This is a genomic window from Gordonia sp. PS3 (genome assembly GCF_041950545.1).
Lineage (GTDB): Bacteria > Actinomycetota > Actinomycetes > Mycobacteriales > Mycobacteriaceae > Gordonia > Gordonia sihwensis.
The window spans coordinates 546,809-570,762 of record NZ_CP169524.1; the positions used below are offsets into that span (position 1 = coordinate 546,809).

At 68.9% G+C, this 23,954-nt stretch carries 26 protein-coding genes; 19 read left to right on the forward strand and 7 right to left on the reverse strand.

Annotation, left to right across the window (positions count from 1 at the left end; genetic code table 11):
- Positions 1-3: 3 nt before the first annotated feature.
- From dacB to tilS, 3 genes are read left to right on the forward strand one after another with little or no spacing between them, the layout of a single operon-like run.
- The gene (gene dacB / locus ACE11G_RS02475; RefSeq protein WP_222111792.1) at positions 4-1,350 is read left to right on the forward strand and encodes a D-alanyl-D-alanine carboxypeptidase/D-alanyl-D-alanine-endopeptidase; all 1,347 of its coding nucleotides are present in this window, start codon (positions 4-6) and stop codon (positions 1,348-1,350) included.
- Between the two features lie 19 nt (positions 1,351-1,369).
- Positions 1,370-2,464, forward strand: a complete 1,095-nt coding sequence (locus ACE11G_RS02480) for a zinc-dependent metalloprotease (protein WP_062366076.1) — start codon at positions 1,370-1,372, stop codon at positions 2,462-2,464.
- A gap of 5 nt (positions 2,465-2,469) precedes the next feature.
- The gene (gene tilS, locus ACE11G_RS02485; RefSeq protein ID WP_222111789.1) at positions 2,470-3,423 is read left to right on the forward strand and encodes a tRNA lysidine(34) synthetase TilS; all 954 of its coding nucleotides are present in this window, start codon (positions 2,470-2,472) and stop codon (positions 3,421-3,423) included.
- Between the two features lies 1 nt (position 3,424).
- On the opposite strand, the gene ACE11G_RS02490 is transcribed toward tilS, so the two are convergent.
- Together ACE11G_RS02490 and ACE11G_RS02495 are read right to left on the reverse strand one after the other, a co-directional pair.
- Positions 3,425-4,093, reverse strand: coding sequence for a hypothetical protein (locus ACE11G_RS02490; protein WP_222111788.1), 669 nt, complete (start codon positions 4,091-4,093; stop codon positions 3,425-3,427).
- 264 nt (positions 4,094-4,357) lie between these two features.
- A complete protein-coding gene (locus ACE11G_RS02495; protein WP_222111787.1) occupies positions 4,358-5,101 on the reverse strand; it encodes a hypothetical protein in 744 nt (247 codons plus the stop codon).
- Positions 5,102-5,351: 250 nt separating this feature from the next.
- On the opposite strand from ACE11G_RS02495, the gene hpt reads away from it, so the two are divergent.
- The 13 genes from hpt (at position 5,352) to ACE11G_RS02560 (ending at position 16,102) form a co-directional block, all read left to right on the forward strand.
- The gene (gene hpt / locus ACE11G_RS02500; RefSeq protein ID WP_006896170.1) at positions 5,352-5,915 is read left to right on the forward strand and encodes a hypoxanthine phosphoribosyltransferase; all 564 of its coding nucleotides are present in this window, start codon (positions 5,352-5,354) and stop codon (positions 5,913-5,915) included.
- Between the two features lie 217 nt (positions 5,916-6,132).
- Positions 6,133-8,376: an ATP-dependent zinc metalloprotease FtsH gene (ftsH, locus tag ACE11G_RS02505; RefSeq protein ID WP_375003559.1), complete on the forward strand. Its 2,244-nt coding sequence runs from the start codon at positions 6,133-6,135 to the stop codon at positions 8,374-8,376.
- A 50-nt stretch (positions 8,377-8,426) separates the two neighbouring features.
- Positions 8,427-9,077, forward strand: a complete 651-nt coding sequence (gene folE, locus ACE11G_RS02510) for a GTP cyclohydrolase I FolE (protein ID WP_006896172.1) — start codon at positions 8,427-8,429, stop codon at positions 9,075-9,077.
- A 53-nt stretch (positions 9,078-9,130) separates the two neighbouring features.
- The gene (gene folP, locus ACE11G_RS02515; RefSeq protein WP_045539927.1) at positions 9,131-9,976 is read left to right on the forward strand and encodes a dihydropteroate synthase; all 846 of its coding nucleotides are present in this window, start codon (positions 9,131-9,133) and stop codon (positions 9,974-9,976) included.
- Positions 9,969-10,367, forward strand: a complete 399-nt coding sequence (folB, locus tag ACE11G_RS02520; RefSeq protein WP_006896174.1) for a dihydroneopterin aldolase — start codon at positions 9,969-9,971, stop codon at positions 10,365-10,367. Before folP ends, folB begins: the two co-directional genes overlap by 8 nt.
- Positions 10,364-10,873, forward strand: coding sequence for a 2-amino-4-hydroxy-6-hydroxymethyldihydropteridine diphosphokinase (folK, locus tag ACE11G_RS02525; RefSeq protein WP_062366066.1), 510 nt, complete (start codon positions 10,364-10,366; stop codon positions 10,871-10,873). Before folB ends, folK begins: the two co-directional genes overlap by 4 nt.
- Positions 10,870-11,430, forward strand: a complete 561-nt coding sequence (locus ACE11G_RS02530) for a DUF3180 domain-containing protein (RefSeq protein ID WP_375003562.1) — start codon at positions 10,870-10,872, stop codon at positions 11,428-11,430. Before folK ends, ACE11G_RS02530 begins: the two co-directional genes overlap by 4 nt.
- 62 nt (positions 11,431-11,492) lie before the next feature.
- Positions 11,493-12,428, forward strand: coding sequence for a DUF6779 domain-containing protein (locus ACE11G_RS02535; RefSeq protein WP_006896177.1), 936 nt, complete (start codon positions 11,493-11,495; stop codon positions 12,426-12,428).
- A gap of 142 nt (positions 12,429-12,570) precedes the next feature.
- Positions 12,571-13,488, forward strand: coding sequence for a Rossmann-like and DUF2520 domain-containing protein (locus ACE11G_RS02540; RefSeq protein ID WP_052692387.1), 918 nt, complete (start codon positions 12,571-12,573; stop codon positions 13,486-13,488).
- A complete protein-coding gene (gene panC, locus ACE11G_RS02545; RefSeq protein ID WP_045537706.1) occupies positions 13,485-14,378 on the forward strand; it encodes a pantoate--beta-alanine ligase in 894 nt (297 codons plus the stop codon). The genes ACE11G_RS02540 and panC overlap by 4 nt, the downstream gene beginning before the upstream one ends.
- A gap of 7 nt (positions 14,379-14,385) precedes the next feature.
- Positions 14,386-14,811, forward strand: coding sequence for an aspartate 1-decarboxylase (gene panD, locus ACE11G_RS02550; protein ID WP_006896180.1), 426 nt, complete (start codon positions 14,386-14,388; stop codon positions 14,809-14,811).
- Positions 14,812-14,825: 14 nt separating this feature from the next.
- Positions 14,826-15,632, forward strand: a complete 807-nt coding sequence (locus ACE11G_RS02555; RefSeq protein WP_006896181.1) for a type III pantothenate kinase — start codon at positions 14,826-14,828, stop codon at positions 15,630-15,632.
- Positions 15,629-16,102 (forward strand): MaoC/PaaZ C-terminal domain-containing protein, encoded by a 474-nt coding sequence (locus ACE11G_RS02560; RefSeq protein ID WP_006896182.1) that lies wholly within the window; start codon positions 15,629-15,631, stop codon positions 16,100-16,102. The genes ACE11G_RS02555 and ACE11G_RS02560 overlap by 4 nt, the downstream gene beginning before the upstream one ends.
- A gap of 26 nt (positions 16,103-16,128) precedes the next feature.
- Here ACE11G_RS02560 and ACE11G_RS02565 read toward each other — a convergent pair whose 3' ends face one another.
- The 4 genes from ACE11G_RS02565 to ACE11G_RS02580 all read right to left on the reverse strand — a co-directional run bounded on the left by ACE11G_RS02565 (position 16,129) and on the right by ACE11G_RS02580 (position 20,023).
- Positions 16,129-16,716 carry a TetR/AcrR family transcriptional regulator gene (locus ACE11G_RS02565; protein ID WP_006896183.1) on the reverse strand — a complete coding sequence of 196 codons (588 nt, stop codon included), beginning with the start codon at positions 16,714-16,716 and terminating at the stop codon, positions 16,129-16,131.
- 112 nt (positions 16,717-16,828) lie between these two features.
- Positions 16,829-17,284 (reverse strand): hypothetical protein, encoded by a 456-nt coding sequence (locus tag ACE11G_RS02570; protein WP_375003567.1) that lies wholly within the window; start codon positions 17,282-17,284, stop codon positions 16,829-16,831.
- Complete coding sequence (locus ACE11G_RS02575) at positions 17,259-18,257, reverse strand: cytochrome c oxidase assembly protein (protein ID WP_375003569.1); 999 nt, start codon at positions 18,255-18,257, stop codon at positions 17,259-17,261. Before ACE11G_RS02575 ends, ACE11G_RS02570 begins: the two co-directional genes overlap by 26 nt.
- Positions 18,254-20,023, reverse strand: a complete 1,770-nt coding sequence (locus ACE11G_RS02580) for a chloride channel protein (RefSeq protein ID WP_375003571.1) — start codon at positions 20,021-20,023, stop codon at positions 18,254-18,256. The genes ACE11G_RS02575 and ACE11G_RS02580 overlap by 4 nt, the downstream gene beginning before the upstream one ends.
- Before the next feature lie 56 nt (positions 20,024-20,079).
- Between ACE11G_RS02580 and ACE11G_RS02585 the strand changes: the two genes are divergently transcribed.
- Entirely contained in the window at positions 20,080-20,577 is a 498-nt protein-coding gene (locus ACE11G_RS02585) for a MarR family transcriptional regulator (protein ID WP_006896191.1), read from the forward strand.
- A 31-nt stretch (positions 20,578-20,608) separates the two neighbouring features.
- On the opposite strand, the gene ACE11G_RS02590 is transcribed toward ACE11G_RS02585, so the two are convergent.
- Entirely contained in the window at positions 20,609-22,279 is a 1,671-nt protein-coding gene (locus ACE11G_RS02590; RefSeq protein WP_375003573.1) for a TIGR03767 family metallophosphoesterase, read from the reverse strand.
- A 605-nt stretch (positions 22,280-22,884) separates the two neighbouring features.
- Here ACE11G_RS02590 and ACE11G_RS02595 point away from each other — a divergent pair.
- Together ACE11G_RS02595 and ACE11G_RS02600 are read left to right on the forward strand one after the other, a co-directional pair.
- The gene (locus ACE11G_RS02595) at positions 22,885-23,301 is read left to right on the forward strand and encodes a hypothetical protein (protein ID WP_375003575.1); all 417 of its coding nucleotides are present in this window, start codon (positions 22,885-22,887) and stop codon (positions 23,299-23,301) included.
- Positions 23,302-23,526: 225 nt separating this feature from the next.
- Entirely contained in the window at positions 23,527-23,943 is a 417-nt protein-coding gene (locus tag ACE11G_RS02600; RefSeq protein WP_375003577.1) for a rhodanese-like domain-containing protein, read from the forward strand.
- Positions 23,944-23,954 lie beyond the last annotated feature (11 nt).

Genomic DNA, 23,954 nt, shown 5'->3' on the forward strand with positions numbered 1-23,954 from the left:
AGAGTGCTGCGCTGGATCCTGATCGTCGTGCTGGTGATGGTGCTGGTGGCGGGCGCGGGCGTCGGTTGGTGGCTCTACCAGAACCGGGCCGATCCGGTTCCTCCCGGAACCCCGGCTCGTCCGGCTGCGGCATCGCTGGACCCGGCCATCGTCCCGGTGTCGCCGAACGCGCCGGTCCCGACGGCCGCGGGAGTCGCGAAGCAACTGGCGAAGCCTTTGAAGGATCCGGCACTGGGCAAACTGACCGGGCAGGTGTCCGACCCGCTGACCGGCAAAGTGCTGTGGTCGCAGGGAGCCGACGAACCACGTGTGCCCGCCTCCAACGCCAAGATCCTCACCGCATCGGCCGTGCTGCTGGCCCTGCCGCACGATTCGCGCGTCACCACCGAAGTGGTCTTCGGCGCGAACGGTGAAGCGATCCTGGTGGGAGCGGGCGATCCGACTCTGACGTCGACGCCCGCGGGCGAGCCGTCGTTCTACTCCTCGCCCGGCCGGATCTCCGATCTGGCCGAGCAGATCAAGCGGAGCGGCAGGCACGTCACGTCCATCGCCGTCGACACCTCGCTGTTCACCGGCCCGACGATGCAGAAGACCTGGGACCGTCGGGACATCGAGGGCGGCGACATCACGCCGATCGAGTCGCTGATGGTCGACGGCGGCCGACTCAAGCCGAACGACGAGTACTCGCCGCGCACCGACCAGCCGGCGCTCGCCGCCGGCCGCGCACTCGCCGAGGCGCTCGGACTCAACAGCCCGGTCGCCGAGACCACGGCCCCGTCGGGTGCGCCGGTGATCGCCTCGGTGAAGTCGGCACCGTTGACGGTCCGGGTCGGCGACATGATGCGGTACAGCGACAACGTTCTCGCCGAGTCGCTCGGCATCGAGCTGGCGGAGGCGACCGGCGGTGAGCCGAGCATCTCGGGCGGAGCGCAGGCGGTCTTGAAGACCCTCCGCACCAACGGTTTCGATGTGGGGGATGCGACGCTGGTGGATTCCTCGGGCCTCTCGTACTCCGATCGCGTGCCCGCGTCGCTGCTCGACGAACTGATGTCGGCGGCCGCCGGGGACGGGCGGCCGAAGCTGCGCTCGCTGCTCGACTCGCTGCCCGTCGCTCACGGCACCGGAACCCTGGCCGACCGGTTCTTCCCGGCGTCGACCGACGGGGCGGGATGGGTTCGCGGCAAGACCGGAACACTGACCGGCGTCAGTTCGTTGACCGGAACAGTGCAGACAGTCGACGGCAGAGTCCTGGCGTTCGCGATGATCTCCGGCGGGACCTCGCCGGCCGACGCGCGTCCGGCCGTGGACGCGGTGGTCGGGGCGCTCCGCGACTGCGGCTGCCGCGGCTGACCGACCGGAAGGAAGATCAATGAACGTTCCCGAGCACTCGGCTTCCGACGAGTCCTCCGCCACGCCGGTTGAGAACATCGACTGGGGCCTGGCCGCCACGGTGGGTAAGCGAGTCGCCCGGCCCGGCCCGCGGATCACGCGCTACACCTCCGACCAGGCGTACGCCGAACTGTCGGACGCGGCGGTGCGTGCGGAGGGCCCGGTACGGGAGGTCACGGGGCTGGCCGACGGACTCGCCGTCCCCGCCGCGCAGATCCTGGACCGATCGGGGTGGATCGACGCCGCCGCGCGCTCGATGCCGGCGATGCTCGGTCCGGACGATGCGGCCACGCGGCAACCGGAGGTCCGCCCGCACCGGCCCGGTTTCACCGGACGGATCGCGGGAGTGCAGGCCGGAGGTCTGCTGGCCTTCCTCTCGAGCGCGATTCTGGGTCAGTACGACCCATTCAGCCTCGATCCGCAGACCGGGGAACCGGGCGTGCTGATGCTGGTGGCTCCGAACATCATCGCGGTGGAACGTCAGCTCCGCGTGGACCCGTCCGACTTCCGGTTGTGGGTCTGCCTGCATGAGGTGACCCACCGGGTGCAGTTCTCGGCGAACCCGTGGCTCGCCGACTACATGAGGACCAACGTCGGAGCGCTCACCGGCGAGGGGGACGAGTCGGTGGCCGAGCTCGTCACCCGCATCACCGAGTCGGTCCGCAGCGGCAAGCCGCGCGAGAAGGGCGTGATCGGCCTCATGCAACTGCTGCAATCGCCCGAACAGTACGCTGCGTTCGAGCGGGTGCTGGTGCTCGGAACGCTGCTCGAAGGACACGCCGATCACGTCATGGACGCTGTCGGTCCGGCGCAGGTGCCGACGGTGGCGACCATCCGCGCGGCCTTCGACCAGCGTCGCAAGGCGCCCCGGAATCCGCTGCAGCGGCTCATCCGCGCGCTGATCGGGATGGACGCGAAGATGGCACAGTACGTGCGGGGCAAGGCTTTCGTGGACCATGTGGTCGACCGCGTCGGAATGGACCGGTTCAACACCGTCTGGTCGTCGCCCGAGACGATGCCGCTGATGTCGGAGATCGACGCGCCGGACGACTGGATCGAGCGGGTGCTCGGCTAGCGGCGATGACCAGGCGAGCGCAGCAGACGCTGATCGGCGCGGTCCGCGGTTTCGCCGATCGTCACCTGGACGACGACGCGGTGTGCGTCGCGCTGTCCGGCGGTGCGGACTCACTCGCTCTGACGGCCGCCGCGATCCGGGCCGGCCTCACCGTGCACGCGGTGGTGATCGACCATCGGCTGCAGACCGGCTCGGCCGCCGTGGCCGCGCGAGCCGCCGAGACGGCCCGCGAACTGGGTGCCTCGGCCGAGGTCCGCGAGGTGACCGTGGAGGGTGCGGGGGGACTCGAGGCGGCCGCGCGTCGCGCGCGGTACGCGGCGCTCGGTGAGGCCCGCGACTCCCGGCCCGTACTGCTGGGCCACACGCTCGACGACCAGGCCGAGACGGTCCTGCTCGGGCTGGCCCGAGGTTCCGGGGCCCGGTCGATCGCCGGGATGCGGGAGTGGTCCGCGCCCTGGGGACGGCCGCTGCTCGGAGTGCGGCGTGCGGACACCCGCGAGGCCTGCGCCGGGTGGCGACTCCCGGTCTGGGACGATCCGCACAACGATGATCCCCGGTTCACCAGGGTGCGGATCCGCAAGGAGGTGCTGCCTCTGCTCGACGAGGTCGTCGGAGGCGGTGCCGCCGAGTCACTCGCGCGCACCGCGTCGCAGCTGCAGGACGATGCCGACGCACTCGACCCACCGGCCACCGAACTGCTGGAAGAGTGTGCCTACGGCCGGGTGCTGGACGTGGAACCGCTGCGCTCGGCCCCGGCCGCGCTGCGGACCCGCGTGCTCCGCGGGTGGCTCCGATCGGTGGGGGCGAACGACCCCGTCTACCGGGTGGTCCGTACCGTGGACGCGCTCATCACGGACTGGCGCGGACAGGGGCCGGTCGCGGTGGGCGGCGACAAGCGAGCCCGCCTCGTCGTGACGAGGCGGGCTCAAGAGCTCACGGTGAAGCGAGTACCGAGATGAGTCAGATGTTGCAGACCTTCGGCTTGAACGGGCTGTTGATGGTCTTGAAGTAGCGGGCGAACGTGCCATTGATGGCGGCACCCGCGACCGCGCCTCCTGCACCGAGCAGTGCGCCGACGGGGCCCGCGATGAAGGCGATCCCCGGATTACCGGCTCCGAGGATGAGGCCGAGGACCGCGCCGATGATCGCGCCAGCGATGCCGCCGATGGTGGCCGCGGTGCCGAGCTCGGAGTTCATCTGGTCCAGCGCTTCCTTATCGCGCTGCTTGCGGGTCTGCGGTCCGCAGATGACCCGCTGAGCCGGCCTCTTACCAGCTTCCAGGACGCTCGCCGGTGTGGTCGTCGACCGCGCCTCGTCCTTCGACGGCACCAGCGTGGCGACGTCGCCCTTGACCGTCGCGTCGATCGGGTATGTGCGGGCGTCCTTGCCGACGTAAGTCAGCGGAACCACGTCGAGCGCTTTGCCGGACGCGTTCCGGAACACCAGGTTGCCGCCCTCCACGGCGACCGTTGCCCCGAAGACTTTGACGGTGACGTCGTCAACGTTGCGCTGGACCTGTGCGCGTGGCTGCTGCGGTGCGGCATGCGCGGGCGACGCCAGGAACGGCAAGGCCGTGGCGAGCGCGAGTAAGGCGATGAAGACGCTGCGTAGTGATGTGCGAAGAGACATGACTCCCTCTCATGTGACTGGCTGTGAGCCCGGAACCCCCGATCGTGACCCCGGCACCGGAAGTGACGGTCTCGACGCCGGATCGCAACTGAGCTGAGAGAAAACTAAGACTTCCCCGACAAATATGTGCCAGAACGGCACACACTGTGACTTATGTGACGGGGGATACGCCAAAAGGGTTCCTTCGGACGACGCGGAGCGGCCCGCCCGGATAGCCGGGCGGGCCGCGGTCGGCTCGGCGGTCGCCGAGTCAGTGCTGACGGATCAGTGTTTGGAGGGAGTGGCCGACGACGCGCGTGCCGTTGTGGAGGGCGACGTGGACGTCGGCGGCGTGAGGTCCTTGAAGGGCCGGTTGACGGTGTCGAAGTAGTGGAGCACGGCCGCCCCGGCGACGCCGCCCGAGATGATCACACCGAGACCGGCGCCGGCGGTCGCGCCGAGCGGCACTCCGGCGAAGAAGCACCCGAGCGGTCCCGCCGCGAGACCGAACAGGCAGCCGGCCGCACCTCCGAGGACTGCGCCCAAGGCGGCGCCGATCACGGTCGAGACGGTGGCGCCGGTGGTCACTTCGCGGCTCAGGCGCGACAAAGCGGCGTCGTCGCGTTCGTCCTTGCTCTTGTAGCCGTTGGCGTCGGCGACGCGGACCTTCTCCAGAAGCGCCGCGTCGGTCCGCGACGACCGCGCGAGGTCCCTGGACGGGGTCAGTCGCACGGTGCGTCCGGAGACATCGGCGTCGATGGGGTACGTGCGGTCATCGGGCGCGATGAACGTGAGGGGGAACCGTTCGAGCACCCGTCCGGAACGGTCTCGAAGCACAAGGGTGTGGTCCTCGCGGCTGACCGAGGCGTTGGCGACTGTGACGATGACGTGGTCGCGGCTCGACTGCACTCGGGCGTGCGGCCGAGGCTCGTTCGGCGCCGCGTGCGCGGGCGCGGCGAGGAAGGGGAGTACCGCGGCGACGGCAGCGATGACCGCGATGATCGCCCGCGGTGCGTTTCGGACAGACATGCTCGTACTTCTTTCCAGGTGGTTCGATGACGTCGCGGCCACGAGGCTCGGTCGCGACAACGTTCCACTACTAAGGGCGCGAACAGGGCGATCCGGACCAGATGTGCGCAGAATGCGTGAGAAACGCGTCACTTGTGTCACGGAATCGCCGCTGCGGACGCGCTCCGGACCTCCTCCCACCCTCACTTCCACAGTTCGCTCATCGAGAACCCGGACTCACCGGCGCCGCAGGCCGTGCGAAGCTATAGGGGTGGAGCGCGACGACAGCTATGGCGACGACATCGAAGAAGTCCTGATCACCCAGGAACAGATCCGTGCTCGAACGGTGGAGATGGCCCGTGCGGTGGGCGACCGGTATCGGAACGCTCCGGACGATCTGGTCCTGATCGGAGTCCTCAAGGGCGCCGTGATGTTCATGACCGACTTCGCCCGCGCCCTGCCGATCCCGTCGCAGCTCGAGTTCATGGCCGTCTCGAGTTACGGTTCGTCGACCTCCTCGTCCGGGGTGGTGCGCATCCTCAAGGACCTGGACCGCGACATCACCGACCGGGATGTGCTGATCGTCGAAGACATCATCGACTCGGGCCTCACGCTCTCGTGGCTCATCAAGAACCTCGCGACGCGTTCGCCGCGTTCGCTCGAGGTGGTGACGCTGCTCCGCAAGCCCGACGCGGTGCGGGCCACGCTCGACGTGGCCGACGTCGGCTTCGACATCCCCAACGAGTTCGTCGTCGGATACGGACTCGACTACGCCGAGCGCTACCGCGACCTGCCGTACGTCGGCAGGCTCCATCCGTCGGTCTACTCGTCCTGATCGGGTGGCCGCGGCACGGTCGGCGGAACAACCGGACCACCTGCGAAGTTGAGTCTTCAGCCGGCAACCCGGGCCGGGGCTCGACGGAGCAGGCCGTACGGCGGCGACGATCCGGCCCTCTACAGGTAGCCTCGTATTTCGAGCCGACGGGAAGGACAAATGGGCACGGCGGCGTGGTGAACACCGAACACAACGACCCGCGCCCACGCGTACACGCATGAATCGCAAGACACTGTTCCGGAATCTGGCCATCGTGGCCGTCATTCTGTTCGCCATCTGGGGCTTCAGCATGATGCGGAATTCCGATCGCGAGTACACCGATGTCGACACGTCGGTCGCAATGGCCCAGCTGGACAAGAAGAACACCAAGTCGATCCAGATCGATGACCGGGAGCAGCGGCTCCGCATCGAACTGAAGGATCCGATCAAGGTCGGGGACTCCGAGGCCAGCAAGATCTCGACCCAGTACCCGGCCGGCGTCACCAGCCGGATCTTCAACGCCGTGGTCGACACCGGGTCCGAGTACCAGACGAACGTCACCAAGGACTCCGGGATCTGGCAGTCGATCCTGATCTTCGTCCTGCCGATGGTGATCCTCTTCGGGCTCTTCTTCTTCGTGATGAGCCGGATGCAGGGTGGACGCGGCGGGGTGATGGGCTTCGGGAAGTCGAAGGCCAAACAGCTCAGCAAGGACATGCCGAAGACCACCTTCGCCGATGTGGCGGGTGCGGACGAGGCCGTCGAGGAACTCGACGAGATCCGCGACTTCCTGCAGAACCCGGCTCGATACCAGGCACTCGGCGCCAAGATCCCGAAGGGTGTGCTGCTGTACGGTCCGCCCGGCACCGGTAAGACGCTGCTCGCGCGCGCCGTGGCCGGCGAGGCCGGCGTGCCCTTCTTCACGATCTCCGGCTCGGACTTCGTGGAGATGTTCGTCGGTGTCGGCGCCTCGCGTGTGCGTGACCTGTTCGAACAGGCCAAGCAGAACAGCCCGTGCATCATCTTCGTCGACGAGATCGACGCGGTGGGCCGACAGCGCGGCGCCGGGCTCGGCGGCGGGCACGACGAGCGCGAGCAGACGCTGAACCAGCTGCTCGTCGAGATGGACGGTTTCGGTGACCGTTCCGGCGTCATCGTCATGGCCGCGACCAACCGGCCCGACATCCTCGACCCGGCGCTGCTGCGTCCCGGCCGCTTCGACCGCCAGATCCCGGTCGGCAACCCCGACATCGCCGGGCGCAAGGCGATCCTCGCCGTGCACGCGAAGGGCAAGCCGATCGCGCCGGACGCCGACCTCGACGGGCTCGCCAAGCGCACCCCGGGCATGTCCGGTGCCGATCTCGCGAACGTCATCAACGAGTCGGCGTTGTTGACGGCGCGCGAGAACAAGACGGTCATCACCGGCGAGGCGCTGGAGGAGGCCGTCGACCGCGTGATCGGCGGCCCGCGCCGCAAGAGCCGGATCATCAGCGAGCACGAGAAGAAGGTCGTCGCCTACCACGAGAGCGGTCACACGCTCGCCGCGTGGGCGATGCCCGACCTCGATCCGATCTACAAGGTCACCATCCTGGCCCGCGGACGCACCGGCGGCCACGCCCTGGCCGTTCCGGAGCAGGACAAGGACCTGATGACCCGATCGGAGATGATCGCCCGGCTGGTGATGGCCATGGGCGGTCGTGCCGCCGAGGAGCTCGTCTTCCACGAGCCCACCACTGGAGCCAGCTCCGACATCGACCAGGCCACCAAGATCGCGCGGGCGATGGTCACCGAGTACGGCATGAGCGCCAAGCTCGGCGCCGTCCGCTACGGCCAGGAGCAGGGCGATCCGTTCCTCGGCCGCGGCATGGGGTCGACACCGGACTACTCGGTGGGCGTCGCCGCGGAGATCGACGACGAGGTACGGAATCTGATCGAGGCCGCGCACACCGAGGCGTGGTCGATCCTGAACCAGTACCGCGACGTGCTGGACGTGCTGGCCGGCGCTCTGCTGGAGAAGGAGACCCTGGTCCGCAAGGATCTCGAGGCGATCCTCGGGGAGGTGGGCAAGCGCCCGCGCATCACCAAATTCGACATCTTCGGTGAGCGGATCCCGAGCACCAAACCGCCGATCAAGACTCCCGGCGAGTTGGCGGCCGAGCGCGGCGAGCCGTGGCCGCCGGTGGAGGAGCCGGTACCGGTTCCCGCCCGCCAGGCCGATCCGGCGGCGCCCGCTTTCGGTCAGCCGGTGCAGTACGGTGCTCCGCCTCACGCGCAGGCACCGCAGTACGGCACGCCCTACGGTCAGCAGCCGTCCGGGCCGCCGGAACCGCACGTGCCGCACCAGAACGGGACGCCCGGCTCCGAGCACCAGCCCGGACCCGGGCAGGGGCACGGCCACGGGACTCGGCCGGATTACGGCGCCCCCCGCGACTGGTCGGCACCCGGTTGGCCGCCGGCAGATGATTCGCGCGACGGTCAGTGAAGGAGACGCGAGTTGAACGCCGGAGTCCAGTGAACGGAGAGCAGGGGGAGATGACCACCAGCAGCATCGATCACGACGGTGATCTGAACGAGCACGCCGTCGACGCGCTGGGCGTACCGGCGGCGGCCGGCGAGCGGGTCTTCGATCAGGCCCGCGCCGAGGCCGCGGTTCGGGAACTGCTGCTCGCCGTCGGCGAGGACCCGGACCGCGAGGGGCTCAAGCGGACGCCGACGCGTGTGGCGAACGCCTACCGCGAGATGTTCGCGGGCCTCTACACCGATCCCGACGAGGTGCTCGCGACGGTCTTCGACGAAGACCACGAGGAGCTGGTGCTGGTCAAGGACATCCCGATGTACTCGACGTGCGAGCATCACCTGGTCTCCTTCCACGGTGTGGCGCACGTCGGCTACATCCCGGGCGATACCGGTCAGGTGACGGGGTTGTCGAAGCTGGCACGCGTTGTCGACCTGTATGCCAAGCGCCCTCAGGTGCAGGAACGGCTCACCAGTCAGATCGCCGACGCCCTGGTCCGCAAGCTGAACCCGCGCGGCGTCATCGTGGTGATCGAAGCGGAACATCTGTGCATGGCGATGCGCGGCATCCGCAAGCCGGGCGCCCGGACCACCACGTCGGCCGTGCGCGGCCTGTTCAAGACCAGTGCGGTCTCCCGCGGCGAAGCACTCGACCTCATAACGCGGTGAGTCCGCAGCGTCCGGTGAGTTCGGAGACCGACGAGCTCGATCGCACCCTCATCATGGGGGTGCTGAACGTGACCGCCGATTCGTTCTCCGACGGCGGCCGCTATCTGCAGCGAGACCGGGCCGTGGCGCACGGTGTGGCTCTGCTCGAGGCGGGCGCGGACATCATCGACGTCGGTGGCGAATCGACCAGGCCGGGAGCGGTTCGCGTCGATCCGGCCACCGAGTCGGCCCGCGTCGTACCCGTGATCCGCGAGCTGGTCGCGGCCGGTGCGCGGGTGTCGGTCGACACGATGCGCGCGGCAGTCGCCGCCGATGCGCTCGAAGCCGGTGCGGCGATCATCAATGACGTCTCCGGCGGTCGCGCCGACCCGGACATGGGCGCGGTGCTGGCCGAGGCGGGCGTGCCCTGGATTCTCATGCACTGGCGCCCGGCCGACGACGCACCCGGCGACGATCGCCACTTCACGCATCGGGTGGACGAGGCCGGCGGATACCGCGATGTGGTCGCGGAGGTCTCCGGCGAATTGTTGGGCCAGGTGGACGCGGCGGTCGCGGCGGGCGTCGATCCCGATCAGATCGTCCTCGACCCCGGACTCGGTTTCGCCAAGACCGCCGATCACAACTGGGCGCTGCTGCACGCGCTGCCGACGCTGGTGGGACTCGGCTTCCCCGTCCTGATCGGCGCCTCCCGCAAACGTTTCCTCGGTTCCCTTCTCCGGCGCGACGGCGTCGACCGTCCGCCGAGCGGCCGCGAGGTGGCCACCGCGGCGATCTCGGCGCTGTCCGCCGCGGGCGGGGCGTGGGGAGTCCGGGTGCACGACGTCGCCTCCAGCCGCGACGCCATCGAAGTGGCCCTCGCCTGGCGGGGCGGCGGCCGGAGAGGCAGGGACCATGGCTGATCGCATCGAATTGCGCGGACTGCGTGTGCGCGGCAACCACGGGGTCTTCGACCATGAGCGCCGCGACGGTCAGGAGTTCGTCATCGACGTGACGCTCTGGCTCGATCTGCAGGCGGCCGCGGCCAGCGACGACCTCGCCGACACCGTCGACTACGGTGCGCTGGCGCAGTTGGCGCACGACATCGTCGCCGGCCCGCCTCGGGATCTCATCGAGACCGTCGGCGCGGAGATCGCCGACGCCGTCATGAAGGATGGGCGCATATCGGCGTGCGAGGTGACGGTGCACAAGCCGTGCGCGCCGATTCCTCTGGCCTTCGACGATGTCGCCGTCGTGACGCGCCGGTCGGTGAAGACTCGATCGGTGGCCGCCGCGAGACAGGGGACGTCGTGACCTCGCGCGCGGTTCTGTCGGCCGGATCCAACATCGGTGATCGCCACGCGCACCTGCGGAGTGTGATCGAGGTGCTCGGTGCCGATCTGCGCGGCGTGTCGGGGGTGTACCTGACTCCGCCGTGGGGCGGCGTGGAGCAGGACGATTTCGCGAACATCACCGTGGTGGCGGAGGGCGCCCGCACCCCGCGGGAGTGGCTGGAGCTGTGCCGACGGCTCGAAGAGTCCGCGCAGCGGGTGCGCGAGGTGCGCTGGGGGCCGCGCACGCTCGACGTGGACGTCGTCTCGGTGGACGTGGACGGAGAAACGGTCGTCTCCGACGACCCGGAGTTGACGCTGCCGCATCCGCGGGCGGCCGACCGCGCGTTCGTGCTCGTGCCGTGGCTGGAGGTGGAGCCGCAGGCGCGGCTGTGGACCTCCGACGGTGTGCGGGCGGTGGCCGATCTGGTCTCCGCGCTCGATCCTGCCGAGGTCGCGGGGGTTCGGCGAGCGGGAGATCTCGGATGACGCTGCCGAACCCCCTCGGACCCGATCCGTCCCACAGCGACGACGACGGCGAGCGTCACAAGCTCGGCTTCACCCGAATCCGCGATCTGGTGCTGGTCGCCGTGGTCGCCGGAGTGGCCCTCTGGATCCTCATCCACTACAACTACGGGGCCTTCCCGAGCCTGCAGTGGCCGTCGGGCATCTCGTTGTACGTGCTCGCGGCGCTCGAAGGTGTGATCGGTTTCGTCGTCCGCAAACGGGTGGCGGAGAAGGAGGTCGGCCCGGCCAAGGGGCAGTTGCATCCGATCAACGCCGCGCGTCTCGTGGCGCTGGCGAAGGCGTCGGCGATCCTCGGCGCCGTCGCCACCGGCGGTTGGACCGGAATCCTGGTATTCCTCCTGCAGAACGGGATCCTGGAAGCGGCGCGCGCCGATCGGGTCGGAGCCATCGTCGGGCTGGTCGGGGGCGTGGTTCTGGTAGCCGCGGCACTGTGGCTGGAACACTGCTGCCGAGCGCCGGACGACCCGTCCGCCGACAATGCCGAGACCGCACCCGACAGTCCGCCCGCACCGGCCTGATTCTCCGACACGGGCCACCCGGTGACGGCTGTCGGCGTGTCAAGGGCGGTAAGTTTGCCTTCATGACCACTAAGGAACGATCCGAAGAGGCCGCCAAGAGACGACCGTCGTCGGCCGGACAATGGCTCATCGGTTTGTTCGTCGTGCTGGCGCTGGTCGCCAGCCTGCTGATGGTGATCGGTGATAATTTCTCCGTTCCCGCCACGTTGGCCGTGATCGCGGCGCTGTGGGCCGCGGTGATCGGCGCCGTGCTGGTGACGAAGTACCGGCGGCAGGCCGACGTCGCCGAGTCGCGCAGCCGGGACCTGCGCCTGGTCTACGAGCTTCAGCTGGAGCGCGAGATCGCGGCGCGCCGCCAGTACGAGTCGGATGTGGAGACCGCGATCCGCCAGGAGATCGCGGCCGAGTCGAACGTCGAACTGGAAGAACTCAAGGCGCAGGTGCTCGCACTGCGCGCGAGCCTCGAACAACTGCTCGGCACCCCGCTGCCCGACATGCGTGCGGCGATCGGCCTGGAGCGCCCGCGTGAACTGGGATCGGGACTCGCCGGAGCGGGCTACGCGGCGGCTTCGGCCGACGATCGCGTGGCCGCTGAGCGCGACTTCGCGACCACCGCGCCGCCGTCGGACCCGGGCAGGCATGTGCCGGAGGAGCCGCAGGACGTCGAAGAGGTCGATCCCGGCGAGCTCACCGAGATCATCCCGGTGGTCACCGACGATCCGGCCGACGCGGCCTCACCCGAGCCGCAGACCGAGACCGGACCCATCGAGCGGGTCGCCTACGGCGCCCAGGCCTACGAGCCGCCGGCAGTCCCGCCGACGGCGCCGCAGCAGCCCGCCGCACCCGAGCCGGAACCGCAGCCGCAGGGCCGCCGTGCGGCACCGTCGAGCGACGACGGTGCGCACTCGGCGGGACGTCCGGCCAGTGAACTCCTGAGCCAGCTCCGCGCGAGTTCGGCGGAGAACCGCGGTCGCGGGGGCCGACGCCGCCGCGACTGAACTTCACAGCCGGCGCCGATCCGGTGAAAGTTGTCACACCGCGTAGCCTCGACCGTCGTGGCGCGCCTATCGTTGTGGCGAACGTCTGGTACCCGAGGCTCCGAGATCACGAGCCGGGACTGGAACGAATGGAGGAACGGCGGTGAGTTCACCGATGGCCCCGGCGCGCCTGCGCGTCGGAATCATTTCGGCCGGTCGTGTCGGCACCGCACTCGGCGAAGCCCTCGCCTCCGCGGGCCACGATGTCGCCTCGCTGACCGCACGGTCTCCCCAGTCGCGCGATCGCGCTGTGCTCCGCCTGCCGCGAGCCCGCGTGCTCGATCTCCCCGGCGTCGTCGCCGGTTCACAGCTTCTGATTCTGGCGGTTCCGGACACGGAACTGCCCGGCGTCGTCGACGCCGTCGCCGCCGCCGGTCCGCGGCCGGGCACCATCGTCGCGCACACCGCGGGGGCGCACGGAGTGGCGATCCTCGAACCGCTCGCCCGCCTCGGTCTGGTCACCGTCGCGCTGCACCCCGCCATGACCTTCGTCGGCACGTCCGACGACACCGCCCGGCTGGCGTCGGCGTGTTTCGGAATCACCTCTGCCGACGAGATCGGCGACGCCATCGCCGCATCGCTGGTGCTCGAGATGGGCGGCACTCCCGTCCGCATCGCCGAGGCCGACCGAACCCTGTACCACGCCGCTCTCGCGCACGGAGCGAACAATCTGATCGCGTTGGTCACCGATGCGTTGACCGCACTCACCGCGGCCATCACCGGGCCGGCGGGGGAGCGGAGCGCCACCGCCACCGTCGACGGGCCCGACTCCGGGATCGCGGAGCGAGTGCTCGGGCCGCTGGTCCGCGCCTCGCTCGAGAACGTGCTCGAGATGGGCTGCGACGCGCTCACCGGTCCCGTGGCGCGTGACGACACCGAGGCGGTCCGTCGCCATCTCGCCGCGCTGGCGGCACTGCCCGACCGTCATCTGGTGGACGGCTACCGTGCGCTCTCGGCGCGGGCCGCCGTTCAGAGCGGCGCGAGCCGCGAACTGCACGAGCTCCTGGAGGAACACGCGTGACCGCATCCGATCTCTACGCTCCCGGCCGGACGACGGTGCATCGCGACCCGGCCGAGTTGCACCGCGTCACGAAGGCGCTGCGCGCCGCGGGCAAGCGTGTCGCGCTGGTGCCGACGATGGGGGCGCTGCACGAGGGGCACCTCCAGCTGGTGAAGACCGCGAAGCTGCGGTGCGACGTCGTTGTCGTCTCGATCTTCGTCAATCCGCTGCAGTTCGGTGCCGGCGAGGACCTCGACGCGTATCCGCGCACCTTCGACGCCGACTGCGCCCTGCTGGAACCGCTCGGAGTGGAACTCGTCTTCGCGCCCACGGCGTCGTCGATGTACCCGACCGGCCCGCGCACCACGGTGCAGCCCGGCGAGACGGGGGCGATCCTCGAGGGTGCGTCGCGACCCACGCATTTCGCCGGCATGCTCACCGTCGTCAACAAACTGCTCAACATCGTCGCACCGCACGCCGCGTACTTCGGAGAGAAGGACTACCAGCAGTTGGTGCTGATCAACCAGATGGTCAACGACCTGAACATGGACGTGGAGATCATCGGGGTGCCCACCGTGCGCGAGGCCGACGGCCTCGCTCTCTCGTCGCGCAATCGCTACCTGTCGGCAGAGGAGCGCGAACTCGCGACCGTGCTGTCGGCGGCACTGCTGGCGGGAACGCACGCGGCCGAGGGCGGCCGCGAAGCGATCCTCGCCGCGGCACACGCAGTCTTGGCCACCGCCCCGCAGATCGAGGTCGACTACCTCGAACTGCGTGGGCGGGGTCTGGAAGAACCGCCGGAGGAGGGTGACGGCCGACTTCTGGTCGCCGCCCGCGTCGGACCGGCACGACTCATCGACAACGTCGGCGTCGCCATCGGCACCGGCTTCACGCAGCGAGAAGAAGGGTAAGGACACTATGTTCCGCACCATGATGAAGTCGAAGATCCATCGCGCGACCGTCACCCAGGCCGACCTGCACTACGTCGGCTCGGTGACCATCGACGCCGATCTGCTCGACGCTGCGGACCTGATGGAGGGCGAGCAGGTGTGCATCGTCGACATCGACAACGGCAACCGGCTCGAGACCTATGTGATCGCCGGCGAGCGCGGCAGCGGCGTCATCGGGATCAATGGTGCCGCAGCGCACCTGGTCCATCCCGGTGACCTGGTGATCATCATCGCCTACGGCATCATGAACGAAGCCGAGCTCGCCGAGTACGCGCCGCACGTGGTCTTCGTTGACGCCGACAACCGCCCGGTCACCTTGGGCGACGATCCCGCCGACGTTCCGGAGGGCTCCGGGCTGAAGGACCCGCGCCGGCTCGCGACTGCCGCGGTCTGAGGTCGGCGGACCCCGTGCTCCTCACCGTCACCGTCGGGAACACGAACATCCATCTCGGGGTGTTCGCGGGTTCCGGCGACCACGCGGAACTGATCCGCGACTGGCGGATCCACACGCAGCCGCACATGACTGCCGACGAGTTCGCCTTGCAGCTGCGCGGGCTCCTCGGGCCCGACATCGAGCAGGTGACGGGCGTGGCCGGTCTGTCGACCGTGCCGTCGCTGCTGCGTGAGATGCGGGAGATGCTGCCGCGATACTTCGGGCGCGGTCCGCATGTTCTGCTCGAACCGGGGGTCCGCACCGGTGTGCCGCTGCTGGTCGACAACCCGAAGGAGGTCGGGACCGACCGCGTGGCCCACAGTCTGGCCGCGCACGAGAACTATCCGGGCGGACCGTGCATCGTGGTCGCCTTCGGCACCGCGACCGTGGTGGACGCGGTCTCGGCCAAGGGCGAGTTCCTCGGCGGGGTCATCGCCCCGGGCGTCGACCTCTCCGTCGAAGCGCTCAGCGAGCACACCGTCACCGTCCGCAAAGTAGAGCTGATGCCGCCGCGCAGCGTCATCGGGAAGAACACCGTCGAGGCGTTGCAGTCGGGCATCATCTACGGCTTCGCGGGTCAGGTCGACGGTCTGGTGGAACGCATCCGGCGCGACGTGCCGGGTTTCGACGGCCCCGACGTGACCGTTGTGGCGACCGGATTCATGGCGCCGCTGATGGTGGGCGAGTGTCGCACCATCGCCGAACATCACCCGTACCTCGCGCTCGACGGACTGCGGCGCGTCCACGAGCGCAGCCGCCGCATCGGAAGGGGGCGGGCATGACCGCTGAGACCGGCAGCCGGACCGTCGCGTACGGTCGCGACATCGAGGTCGGGCGGGTCTATCGGCTCGGGGAGTACACCCTCACCGCCGACGACCTGGTCGACTTCGCGCAGCGCTGGGATCCCCAGGGATTTCATGTGGACGAGGACATCGCCGCCTCGAGCCCCTACGGCGGCCTGATCGCCAGCGGTGTGCAGAGTTTCGCGATCATGCAGCGCCTGAGTGTCCTGGCCGTCTACGACCACTGGGCGGTGATCGCGGGCAAGGAGATCCGCGACGTCGCCTTTCTCCGGCCCGTGCGTCCCGGCGACGTGCTGACCGGGACACTCACCGTCACCGGCGTCACCTTCGACGACCGCGACCGGGCATTGGTCGAGGTCGACACCGAGCTGACGGTGGAGGGGAAGCCGGTCCTGCGCACGCACTCGGCGTCCTATCTGCACGCGCGTCCGCCGGCACCCGCCGACTGAACCCTCCGCCGCCCGGCGTACGCGCCTCAGTTTCGGGCGTCGACCGTGAGCGCGGGCTTCGCGTCGTCGGCCGGACCGTCGACCAGCTGGCCCCACATCGCGTCGACCATCGGCTGCAGGAACAGTTGTCCGACGTTGCGGACCATCATGGCCACGGTCTGTTCCGCGACGCTGCGCCGCGTCGAGGCCAGTCCGGCGTCGCGCATCTTACTCACCTCGTCGCGTGCGAGTTCGGTCAGTTGGCGCAGCAGCGTCGTAGGGCTGTTCGGGTCGAGGAGAACGCGGCGCATGTAGCCGACGACGACCGGATTGTCGTTGAGCATCGCGCGTACGGCGGCGTCTCGTGCCGCAGCCACTTCCGCCGGCGTGCCGTCGTTCGGCACGCTTGCGATCGCCGCGCGGTGGTATTCGACGATCAGTTCTTCGACGGCCCGCCGCAGACCGTCTTTGGTCTTGAAATGGTGTTGGACCAGTCCGACGGTGACTCCGGCGGCAGCGGCCACGGCTCGCATCGACACCCGCTCCTCGCCGTGCTCGGCGTACAGATCGAGTGCCGCGTTGCGGATCTTGGCCTTCGCAGTCAGGTCCGCTTCGCCCGCCCTGGGATCGCTCATCGTCTCCTCCTCGTCCGCCGCAGATTCTACGATGCCGACGCGTCGTCGTTACATCTGCAATGCGTACGGTACGAACGTATAGCAGAGGGCGGGGGAGGCAGCGCTGATCGGCCTACTCGACGGCCATGGTGGTCAGGTGCTCGTACTGAGCGCGGGCGTCGGCCGGCGTGGCGGACGGCAGAGTGACGACGATGTTCTCCACGAGGAACGTGTCGGGGTGGGTCTGGTGATAGGTGGTGGCCTCGCGCGTGGTGCTGAACTGCATCACCGTGACCTGGTCCGTTGCGGCGGCAGCCTGACAATGGGCCTCGCCGCAGGCGGTCGCGGTCGTGTCGTGGTCGTTCGAGACCTGCAGACCTCCGCGACGGTAGGTGTCGATGATGGATTGGGGCGACGCGTCGTTCAGGATCGCGGCCTCGTTGGGCGGTGGCGGCGGGGCGGCGTCGTGTTGCTCGGTGCCGCCGCTGGAGCAGCCGGCGAGCAGCGGCAATGCGCACAGCGTGAGGCATGCGTACCGCAGCCGGGTTCCGCAGGCCGGGCGGTCAGCGGCGATGTGGTCGATCGTCATGGACGGACTCCTCTGATTGGTGGTGTGGCCGTGGCATGTGGTGCAGTGCGGCGAGCCTGGCGTTGTAGGCGTCCAGAGCGGCGGCGTCGTCGTCGAGCGCGGCGGTGTTCGCGCCGATGGTCGCGCGGGCGCGGACTCCGTCGAGCCAGCCGCCGAAGCTCGACTCCCTCGTCGCCACCCATTCGCGGGCGATGACCAGGATGAGGATCATCATCAGTCCGTCTCCCGCGACCCACATGATCGCTCCGGCCGCGGTCTGGTCGGCCAGCGCGGTGGGTCCCCAGTCGGGGCGCGATCGGCTGTACGCGGGGGCGATGATGTGCGGCGACATCATCAATGTCACTCCGACGATCGCGTCGGGGACCATGCACGCGATGATCGTGGCGGCGCGCAGCGGGAAGACCAAGTGGCGGCCGACGTACTCGTTGCCGAGCAGAGGAAGCAGAAGCAGATAGCCGGTGACGAGGTAGAGGACTGTCTCGGCGTGATGGATCCACATGTGCTGGGCCATGGCCTGCTGAAATCCGGTCAGGTGGGTGGTCACGAGCACGGCCGCGTACAGCGGGACGGTCACAGCCGGCCTAGTGAGCAACTGGAACGGAGTACTGGACACCGCTGACGTGACGGCCGTCCGTGTTCTCGCCGAACTCGAGCGGATCAGCCGGATCGGTGCCGCGGCGACCAGCAGCGCCGGAATGACGGTGATCAACAGCAGATGCACGATCATGTGCGCCCAGAACAGGTTGCCCGAGTACGTGGCCAGCGGGCTGTTCAGCGCGACGATCGTTGTGGCGACCGCGGCGAACCACCACAGCAGGCAGGATCGCGACCATGGCCGTCCGTCGCGCAGTCGGACCAGGACGCACAGAACATATGCCGCGGTCAGCACCGCGATCAGCGCTGTGGCCACGGGGGTCGCGGTCCAGACCGTCAGCACCTGGGGCCAGGCCGGGGGAGGCGCCGCCGTTCTCATGTCTGCGCCGGGGGTGATGAGGCATGGAGCACGTCCTTATGCGTGAGCCACCCGGCCAGCCGGGCTCCGTCGGCCGAGATCACCGGTACGCCGATGGCGGGGGCGGCGTCCAGTACGGGCATGGCCTGGCCGAGGGGCGCGTCGGCCGTCACGGTCGGGCACGTCGTCACCATCTCGCGGACGGTGGTCGGACCGTATCCGCGAGTGAGTGCGTCCGCTATGGCCTGCGCGCTGAGGATGCCGCGGTAGACCCCGGAGTCGTCCACGACCGGTACCGCGCCGACCTCTGTCCGTTGGAGGGCCTCGGCTGCCGTTGCCAACGTGGCCGTCTCATGCAGCGTCGTCGGTGGCGAGCTCACGACGTCCGCGACCCGGACGGTCGGAGGGCGGTGACGCTGCCCTGAGACGATGTCGACCCCGCGACGGGTCAGTTTGCGCGTGTAGATCGTGTCTTTCGAGAGGAGCTTGCCGACACCTGTGGACACGGCGACGGCGGCCATGAGCGGGAGGATGATCGAGTACTCGCCGGTGAGCTCGAAGATGATGACGACCGCCGTGATCGGAGCCCGGGTGGCTCCGGCCAATGCGCCGGCCATGCCTATCAAGCCGTAGGCCCCCGGCGAGCCGGTCATCGATGGCAGCAGTCCGTGAACGGCCGCGCCCACGGCGGTGCCGCCGACGGCCCCGATGAACAGGGTGGGGGCGAACACTCCACCGGACCCGCCGATACCGATGGTCAGGCTGGTCGCCAGCATCTTCCCCACCATCAGCGCAATCAGCAATGCCACCGTGTATCGGCCGGCGATGGCGTTCTCCAGCACGGGGTATCCGACGCCGTAGAGCTGCGGAAGCACCCACAGCACGCCGCCGAGCAGGAGCCCGCCGACGGCGGGGCGGAGCCATTGGGGGCCTCTCCACGCCCAGTCGCAGACGTCTTCGATGAGGTAGAGGACTTTCGAGAAGGCGACACCGACGAGCCCGAGAACCGCGCCCGCAACGATGAACAGAAGATATTCCACGCCGCCGTGCGGAGTGAACGAAGGCAGTGTCAGAAACGGACTGTCGCCCAGAAGCGACCGGCCGACGACACTCGCGGTCACACTGGCCAGGACCACCGCGGCGAATGATTCTGCGGCGAAGTCGCGGAGGATCAGTTCCATCGCGAAGAACGGCCCGGCCAGCGGGGCGTTGAACGTCGCCGAGATCCCCGCCGATGCGCCGCATGCGACCAGCAACCGCATGCGAGGAGTGTTCAGTTTCAGCAGTTGCGCCGCCGTCGAGCCCAGTGCGGCGCCGATCTGGACGATCGGTCCCTCACGGCCCACCGACCCTCCGCCGCCGATGCACAGGGCCGACGCCAGTGACTTCACCATCGGGATCCGTGCCGGTATGTGGCCGCCGCGCTCGGCTACCGCGAACATCACTTCCGGCACCCCGTGGCCGCGCGCCTCCGGCGCCAGCCACGACACCAACGGCCCGTAGACGAGCCCGGCGATCACCGGAGTCAACACGACGAACCAGAAGCCCAACGCCGGTACACCGTTGTGCCCGACCCGGCCCTGCGCCGAGAAGTCGGTGTAACCGGTGAACAACATCGTGGCGCCGACGATGAGCCACCGGAATCCGACGGCGGCCACACCGACGGCCACTCCCACCGAGACCGCCACCGGGACGATGCCGGTGGACGACTCGCGCAGCCATGTCGGGAACGGCGTCCGGCGCGGCATGATCGCGCCGTTCGGACTTCCAGAAGTGAACGCAAGCACGATTGCAGTATGCAACAGTTGCATCGGCTAATCGATGGGTAGGGTAGTTTTCTCTTGTGACGGCAGCAGCAGGACGCCCCGCGGACGGACATTCGATCAGCGTCGACGACGTGGCCGACGCCGTATTGACCGCCTCGCGTCTTCTGGTCTCGCTATCGGCGAAATCTATTGCTCAAGTGGATGATTCGATCACCATCGCCCAGTTCCGCGTCTTGGTGCTGCTGTCGAACAGTGGCCCGATGAACCTCTCATCGCTGGCGCACAGACTTGCGGTCCAGCCGTCGACCGCATCGCGGATGATCGACCGGCTCTCTCACGCCGGGCTGGTCGAACGGACCCCGAGCGAACAGACCCGGCGCGAACTCATCGTCACGCTGACCTCTCACGGGGCGGCGACGGTGCGGGAGGTCACTGATCGCCGACGTGCCGAGATCGAGCAGGTCATCAGCCGCCTCACCGCGGAGCAGCGGCATGAACTGGTCCGCGCACTCACGGCATTCTCCGAGGTCGGCGGCGAGCCCGCGGTGTCGCGGGCTCAAGACCTCTGGGCTTAGCGATCTCGGGGAAGGTGTTCGGGGCGCGGGCTCAGTGCAGCGGGTTCGGCAGCAAGAGCTCGCAGTTGCGGTCGTTCGGGGCGCCGAGCAGCGCGTCGTCGCGGTGGATGTCGTTGTACGACAGTTCGCGGTAGAGGCTGGCCAGCCCCGCAGGTGACAGGTCGGACGGGTCGGCGGTGTAGCGGCTGTCGGCTTTGATCAGCGGTGTGAAGATGCTGAGTGTGCCGTCGCGATTGTCGGCGACCTCGATGATCCGGGCCAGCTGCGGGTAGTCGATGTGGCTGGCGGTGTTGATCTCCCAGAAGCTGTTCTTCGGCGTGGCGCCGCGGTGGGCGATCATCTCGTTCCGGTGCGTATGGCCGTTCACCCACGCGATCACGTTGGTGTGCCGGTGGAGCTGCGCGACGAGGTGGTCGCCGCCGTACTGCTGCTCGCCGGGAGTCTCCGGGTTGGGCAGCTTCGCGGTCATCGTCTTGGATGTGTGATGGCTGAACACCATCACGAGCTTGTCGCGGTTGGCGGCGATGGTGCGGTTCATCCAGTCGAGCTGCTTCTGGCTGATCGACCCGTCGGCGATGCCGAGACTGTTCGTCGTGTTGAGTGCGAGTCCGAGGACGTTCTCGGAGATGTCGAATCGGTACCAGGACGGCCCGTCGGGATCGGCGAAACCGTGCCCGAGCGGACCCGCGCCCTTGATCGCGGGGTCGAAGTGCCTGCGGATGAATTCCCGCGGCGAGAACGGCCGTCGGCCGGCGTCGGCCGTCACCGGGATCACGGGGCCGGTGGTGCGCAGTTTCGCGAGCAGCGGACCGAGCGCCGCCGGGTCGATGCTCAGCGCCCTGCCGATGGCGGCCGCCGTGGGATCGGTGTCGGGGAGGTCGTACTTGACGTTCGAGTGGTACAGCCAGTCGACGATGTTGTTCGGCACGGTGCCGAGCAGCTGATCGTCGTGGTTGCCGAACACCGCGTACCACGGCATGTCGAGGCCTGGGCTGGAGTGCGTCTTGATCGCGGCGTGAAGCAGGCCGGGGATCTGGATGAAGCCGCGGTCCTTGTAGATGTCCCACGAGTCGAGTTCGGGACGGTAGTAGAGCGACGACCCCAGCGCCTGCAGTCCTTCGAATCGGTTCTTCGCCCCCGTGTTCGGGGTGATGGAACCGCCCGACAGGATGTGCTGGAACCAACCGAGCTCCACGATCTCGTGGTTGTCGGTGTTGTCGCCGGTGGAGACGACGCAGTCGAACGACCTTCCGGTGAACGGCCCGCGCGCCAGAGCGTTGATGCGCTTCACCAGCGCGACGGCGCCCTGTGTGCCGAGCGCCTCGTGCGGGCGGAAGGCCGGGGCCTGCACGGGATGGACGTACTCGAACCGCGCGGGGCTCTGCACGTCGGCGATGTGGATGTCGGTGAGCTGGACGAACGAGGCGAGGGCGCTCCGGGCCGTCTCGCGTCCGGGCTTGGCAGCCGCCAGCTCCTGCCGGATGAACAGCGGCCAGCCTTTGCCCGCGACCAGCTGCCGGTAGCCGCCCTTGCGAGCCCGCCCCGGAGCCGCGACCTGCGCGAGGGTGGTACCCGCGGTGTTCGCGGCGGAGGCGGGGTCGGCGTGGACGTGTCCGGCCAGGACACTGCCCGCGGCGACGGCTCCGGCGGTCGCTGCGCTCGCACGCAGGAACTGGCGGCGGGACAAGCGGTTCGACGGCATGGCAGACACTGTAATGCGGAGCACACTCGGATTATGCGTCTGCGACGAATTCGTGTCAGAAGTAGTTGACCGGGCGTTCGCCTTACGCCGTACTTCCTGACCCGAATCGGGTAACGGCGTACGGCACATGGCTTTCGGGTCGCCCGTTGTCCACAGGCGACCCGAACGTCGTCCGTGGCGACCGGGCCCGGCTCACACTCGACGGATGGGGGAATCGGGGGATCGACCACGGGTGGCGCTCACACATCTGCTGGCGAATCAGGAGGGTGTGGTCGCGCGACGGCAGGTCCTCGAGTGCGGACTGACGTCCGCGTTCGTCAGGCAACGCTTGCGGAGCCGGGACTGGGTCGCCGCATGCCCCGGTGTCTACGTGACGCACACCGGACCGCCGACTGAGCGGCAACGCCAATGGATCGCGGTGCTGTGGGCGATGCCTGCGGCACTGAGTCGCGAGTCGGCGATTCTCGCCGCCTCGTCGTCGACCGCCTCGGGTCCGATCCATGTCGTCGTGGATGCCCGACAACGGCTGTCGAGTCGGCCGGGCGTGGTGGTCCACTACAGCCGTCACCTGGCGGAGCGGGCGCTGATGCACACGCACCCGCCGCGTGCGCGGCCCGAGCACGCGGTACTCGATGTGGCCGGCCGGGCGCGAACCGACTCCTCGCGGCGCTGGCGAGCAGGCAGCGGACGAGCGGCGGGATTTCCTCGAGCGTGTGCTCTTCGACGTCCGCGACGGCACGTGCTCGGTGCTCGAACACTGCTATCTACGCGATGTGGAACGGGCCCACGGACTGCCGGCGTCGGTGCGGCAGACGCCGACCGGCGTCGGACGACGCGGGTTCCGCGACCTCGAGCGCGACCTGGACGCGATCGCCTATGGCCGCAAGCGGACCATCCGGCTCGGATGGGGGCAGACGGTCGACCGCCCCTGCCGCACCGCGGCCGGCATCGGCGCGATTCTCGCCGCGCGCGGCTGGCCGGGAACCGTGGTCCGCTGTTCCGCCGACTGTCGGCTCGAGTGAGCCTGTGCCGTATTCGATTACCCGATTCAGGTAACGCAATACGGCATAAGCGCAGGCAGCGAATTTAACTCACGACTGCGCCGAGTCTGGTCAACGGCGCGAAGCTGTGGCAAACTCGTCGTCGTGATCAAGAGCTGTCAGGAGTGTTGTCGAGGCTGACACCGCGCTTACGCGGTCGGCCGATTTCGCCAACCCCCGCTCGTTCGATCACAGGATCACCTCTCCATGACTCTCGCATTCTCTGCACCCGTCACCACCTCGTACACCGACGCTCCGCTGTCCCTGCAGGCCGAGGAGTACCTCGCGACGCTCGCCGACGGCGCCGTGGCCGTCGACCTTCGCAGCGCCGTCGCACGATCGGCCGCCGGCGCACTCGTGGGCGCGATGGCGCTCGACGTGGACGACGCCCTCGATCTGCTCTCCCCGGACTCGCCCGATCGCCTGCGCACGGCCACCGTCGACGCGCGGTGGGTGCTGGTGAGCGACGACGGATACGACGCCGAGATGCTGGCATGGCATCTGCAGGCGCGCGGCGTCCTCGGCGCACGGTTCGTGGTCGGCGGGCACGCCGCGCTGCGCGAGCGCGGGATCAACGGTTCCGTCGGCGCTGACGTGCTCGGACTGTTCGATACGCCGCAATGACCCGCTGATTG

Bases quoted from the DNA above. Each gene is read 5' to 3' on its own strand.
- folE (WP_006896172.1), top strand. From the start codon at position 8,427: ATGACCACCAGCAGCATCGATCACGACGGTGATCTGAACGAGCACGCC.
- ACE11G_RS02600 (WP_375003577.1), top strand. From the start codon at position 23,527: ATGACTCTCGCATTCTCTGCACCCGTCACCACCTCGTACACCGACGCT.
- ACE11G_RS02590 (WP_375003573.1), bottom strand. From the start codon at position 22,279: ATGCCGTCGAACCGCTTGTCCCGCCGCCAGTTCCTGCGTGCGAGCGCA.
- ACE11G_RS02480 (WP_062366076.1), top strand. From the start codon at position 1,370: ATGAACGTTCCCGAGCACTCGGCTTCCGACGAGTCCTCCGCCACGCCG.
- ACE11G_RS02530 (WP_375003562.1), top strand. From the start codon at position 10,870: ATGACGCTGCCGAACCCCCTCGGACCCGATCCGTCCCACAGCGACGAC.
- tilS (WP_222111789.1), top strand. From the start codon at position 2,470: ATGACCAGGCGAGCGCAGCAGACGCTGATCGGCGCGGTCCGCGGTTTC.
- ACE11G_RS02560 (WP_006896182.1), top strand. From the start codon at position 15,629: ATGACCGCTGAGACCGGCAGCCGGACCGTCGCGTACGGTCGCGACATC.
- ACE11G_RS02495 (WP_222111787.1), bottom strand. From the start codon at position 5,101: ATGTCTGTCCGAAACGCACCGCGGGCGATCATCGCGGTCATCGCTGCC.
- ACE11G_RS02570 (WP_375003567.1), bottom strand. From the start codon at position 17,284: ATGACGATCGACCACATCGCCGCTGACCGCCCGGCCTGCGGAACCCGG.
- ACE11G_RS02535 (WP_006896177.1), top strand. From the start codon at position 11,493: ATGACCACTAAGGAACGATCCGAAGAGGCCGCCAAGAGACGACCGTCG.
- panD (WP_006896180.1), top strand. From the start codon at position 14,386: ATGTTCCGCACCATGATGAAGTCGAAGATCCATCGCGCGACCGTCACC.
- ACE11G_RS02565 (WP_006896183.1), bottom strand. From the start codon at position 16,716: ATGAGCGATCCCAGGGCGGGCGAAGCGGACCTGACTGCGAAGGCCAAG.
- ACE11G_RS02490 (WP_222111788.1), bottom strand. From the start codon at position 4,093: ATGTCTCTTCGCACATCACTACGCAGCGTCTTCATCGCCTTACTCGCG.
- ACE11G_RS02575 (WP_375003569.1), bottom strand. From the start codon at position 18,257: ATGAGAACGGCGGCGCCTCCCCCGGCCTGGCCCCAGGTGCTGACGGTC.
- folB (WP_006896174.1), top strand. From the start codon at position 9,969: ATGGCTGATCGCATCGAATTGCGCGGACTGCGTGTGCGCGGCAACCAC.
- folP (WP_045539927.1), top strand. From the start codon at position 9,131: ATGGGGGTGCTGAACGTGACCGCCGATTCGTTCTCCGACGGCGGCCGC.
- ftsH (WP_375003559.1), top strand. From the start codon at position 6,133: ATGAATCGCAAGACACTGTTCCGGAATCTGGCCATCGTGGCCGTCATT.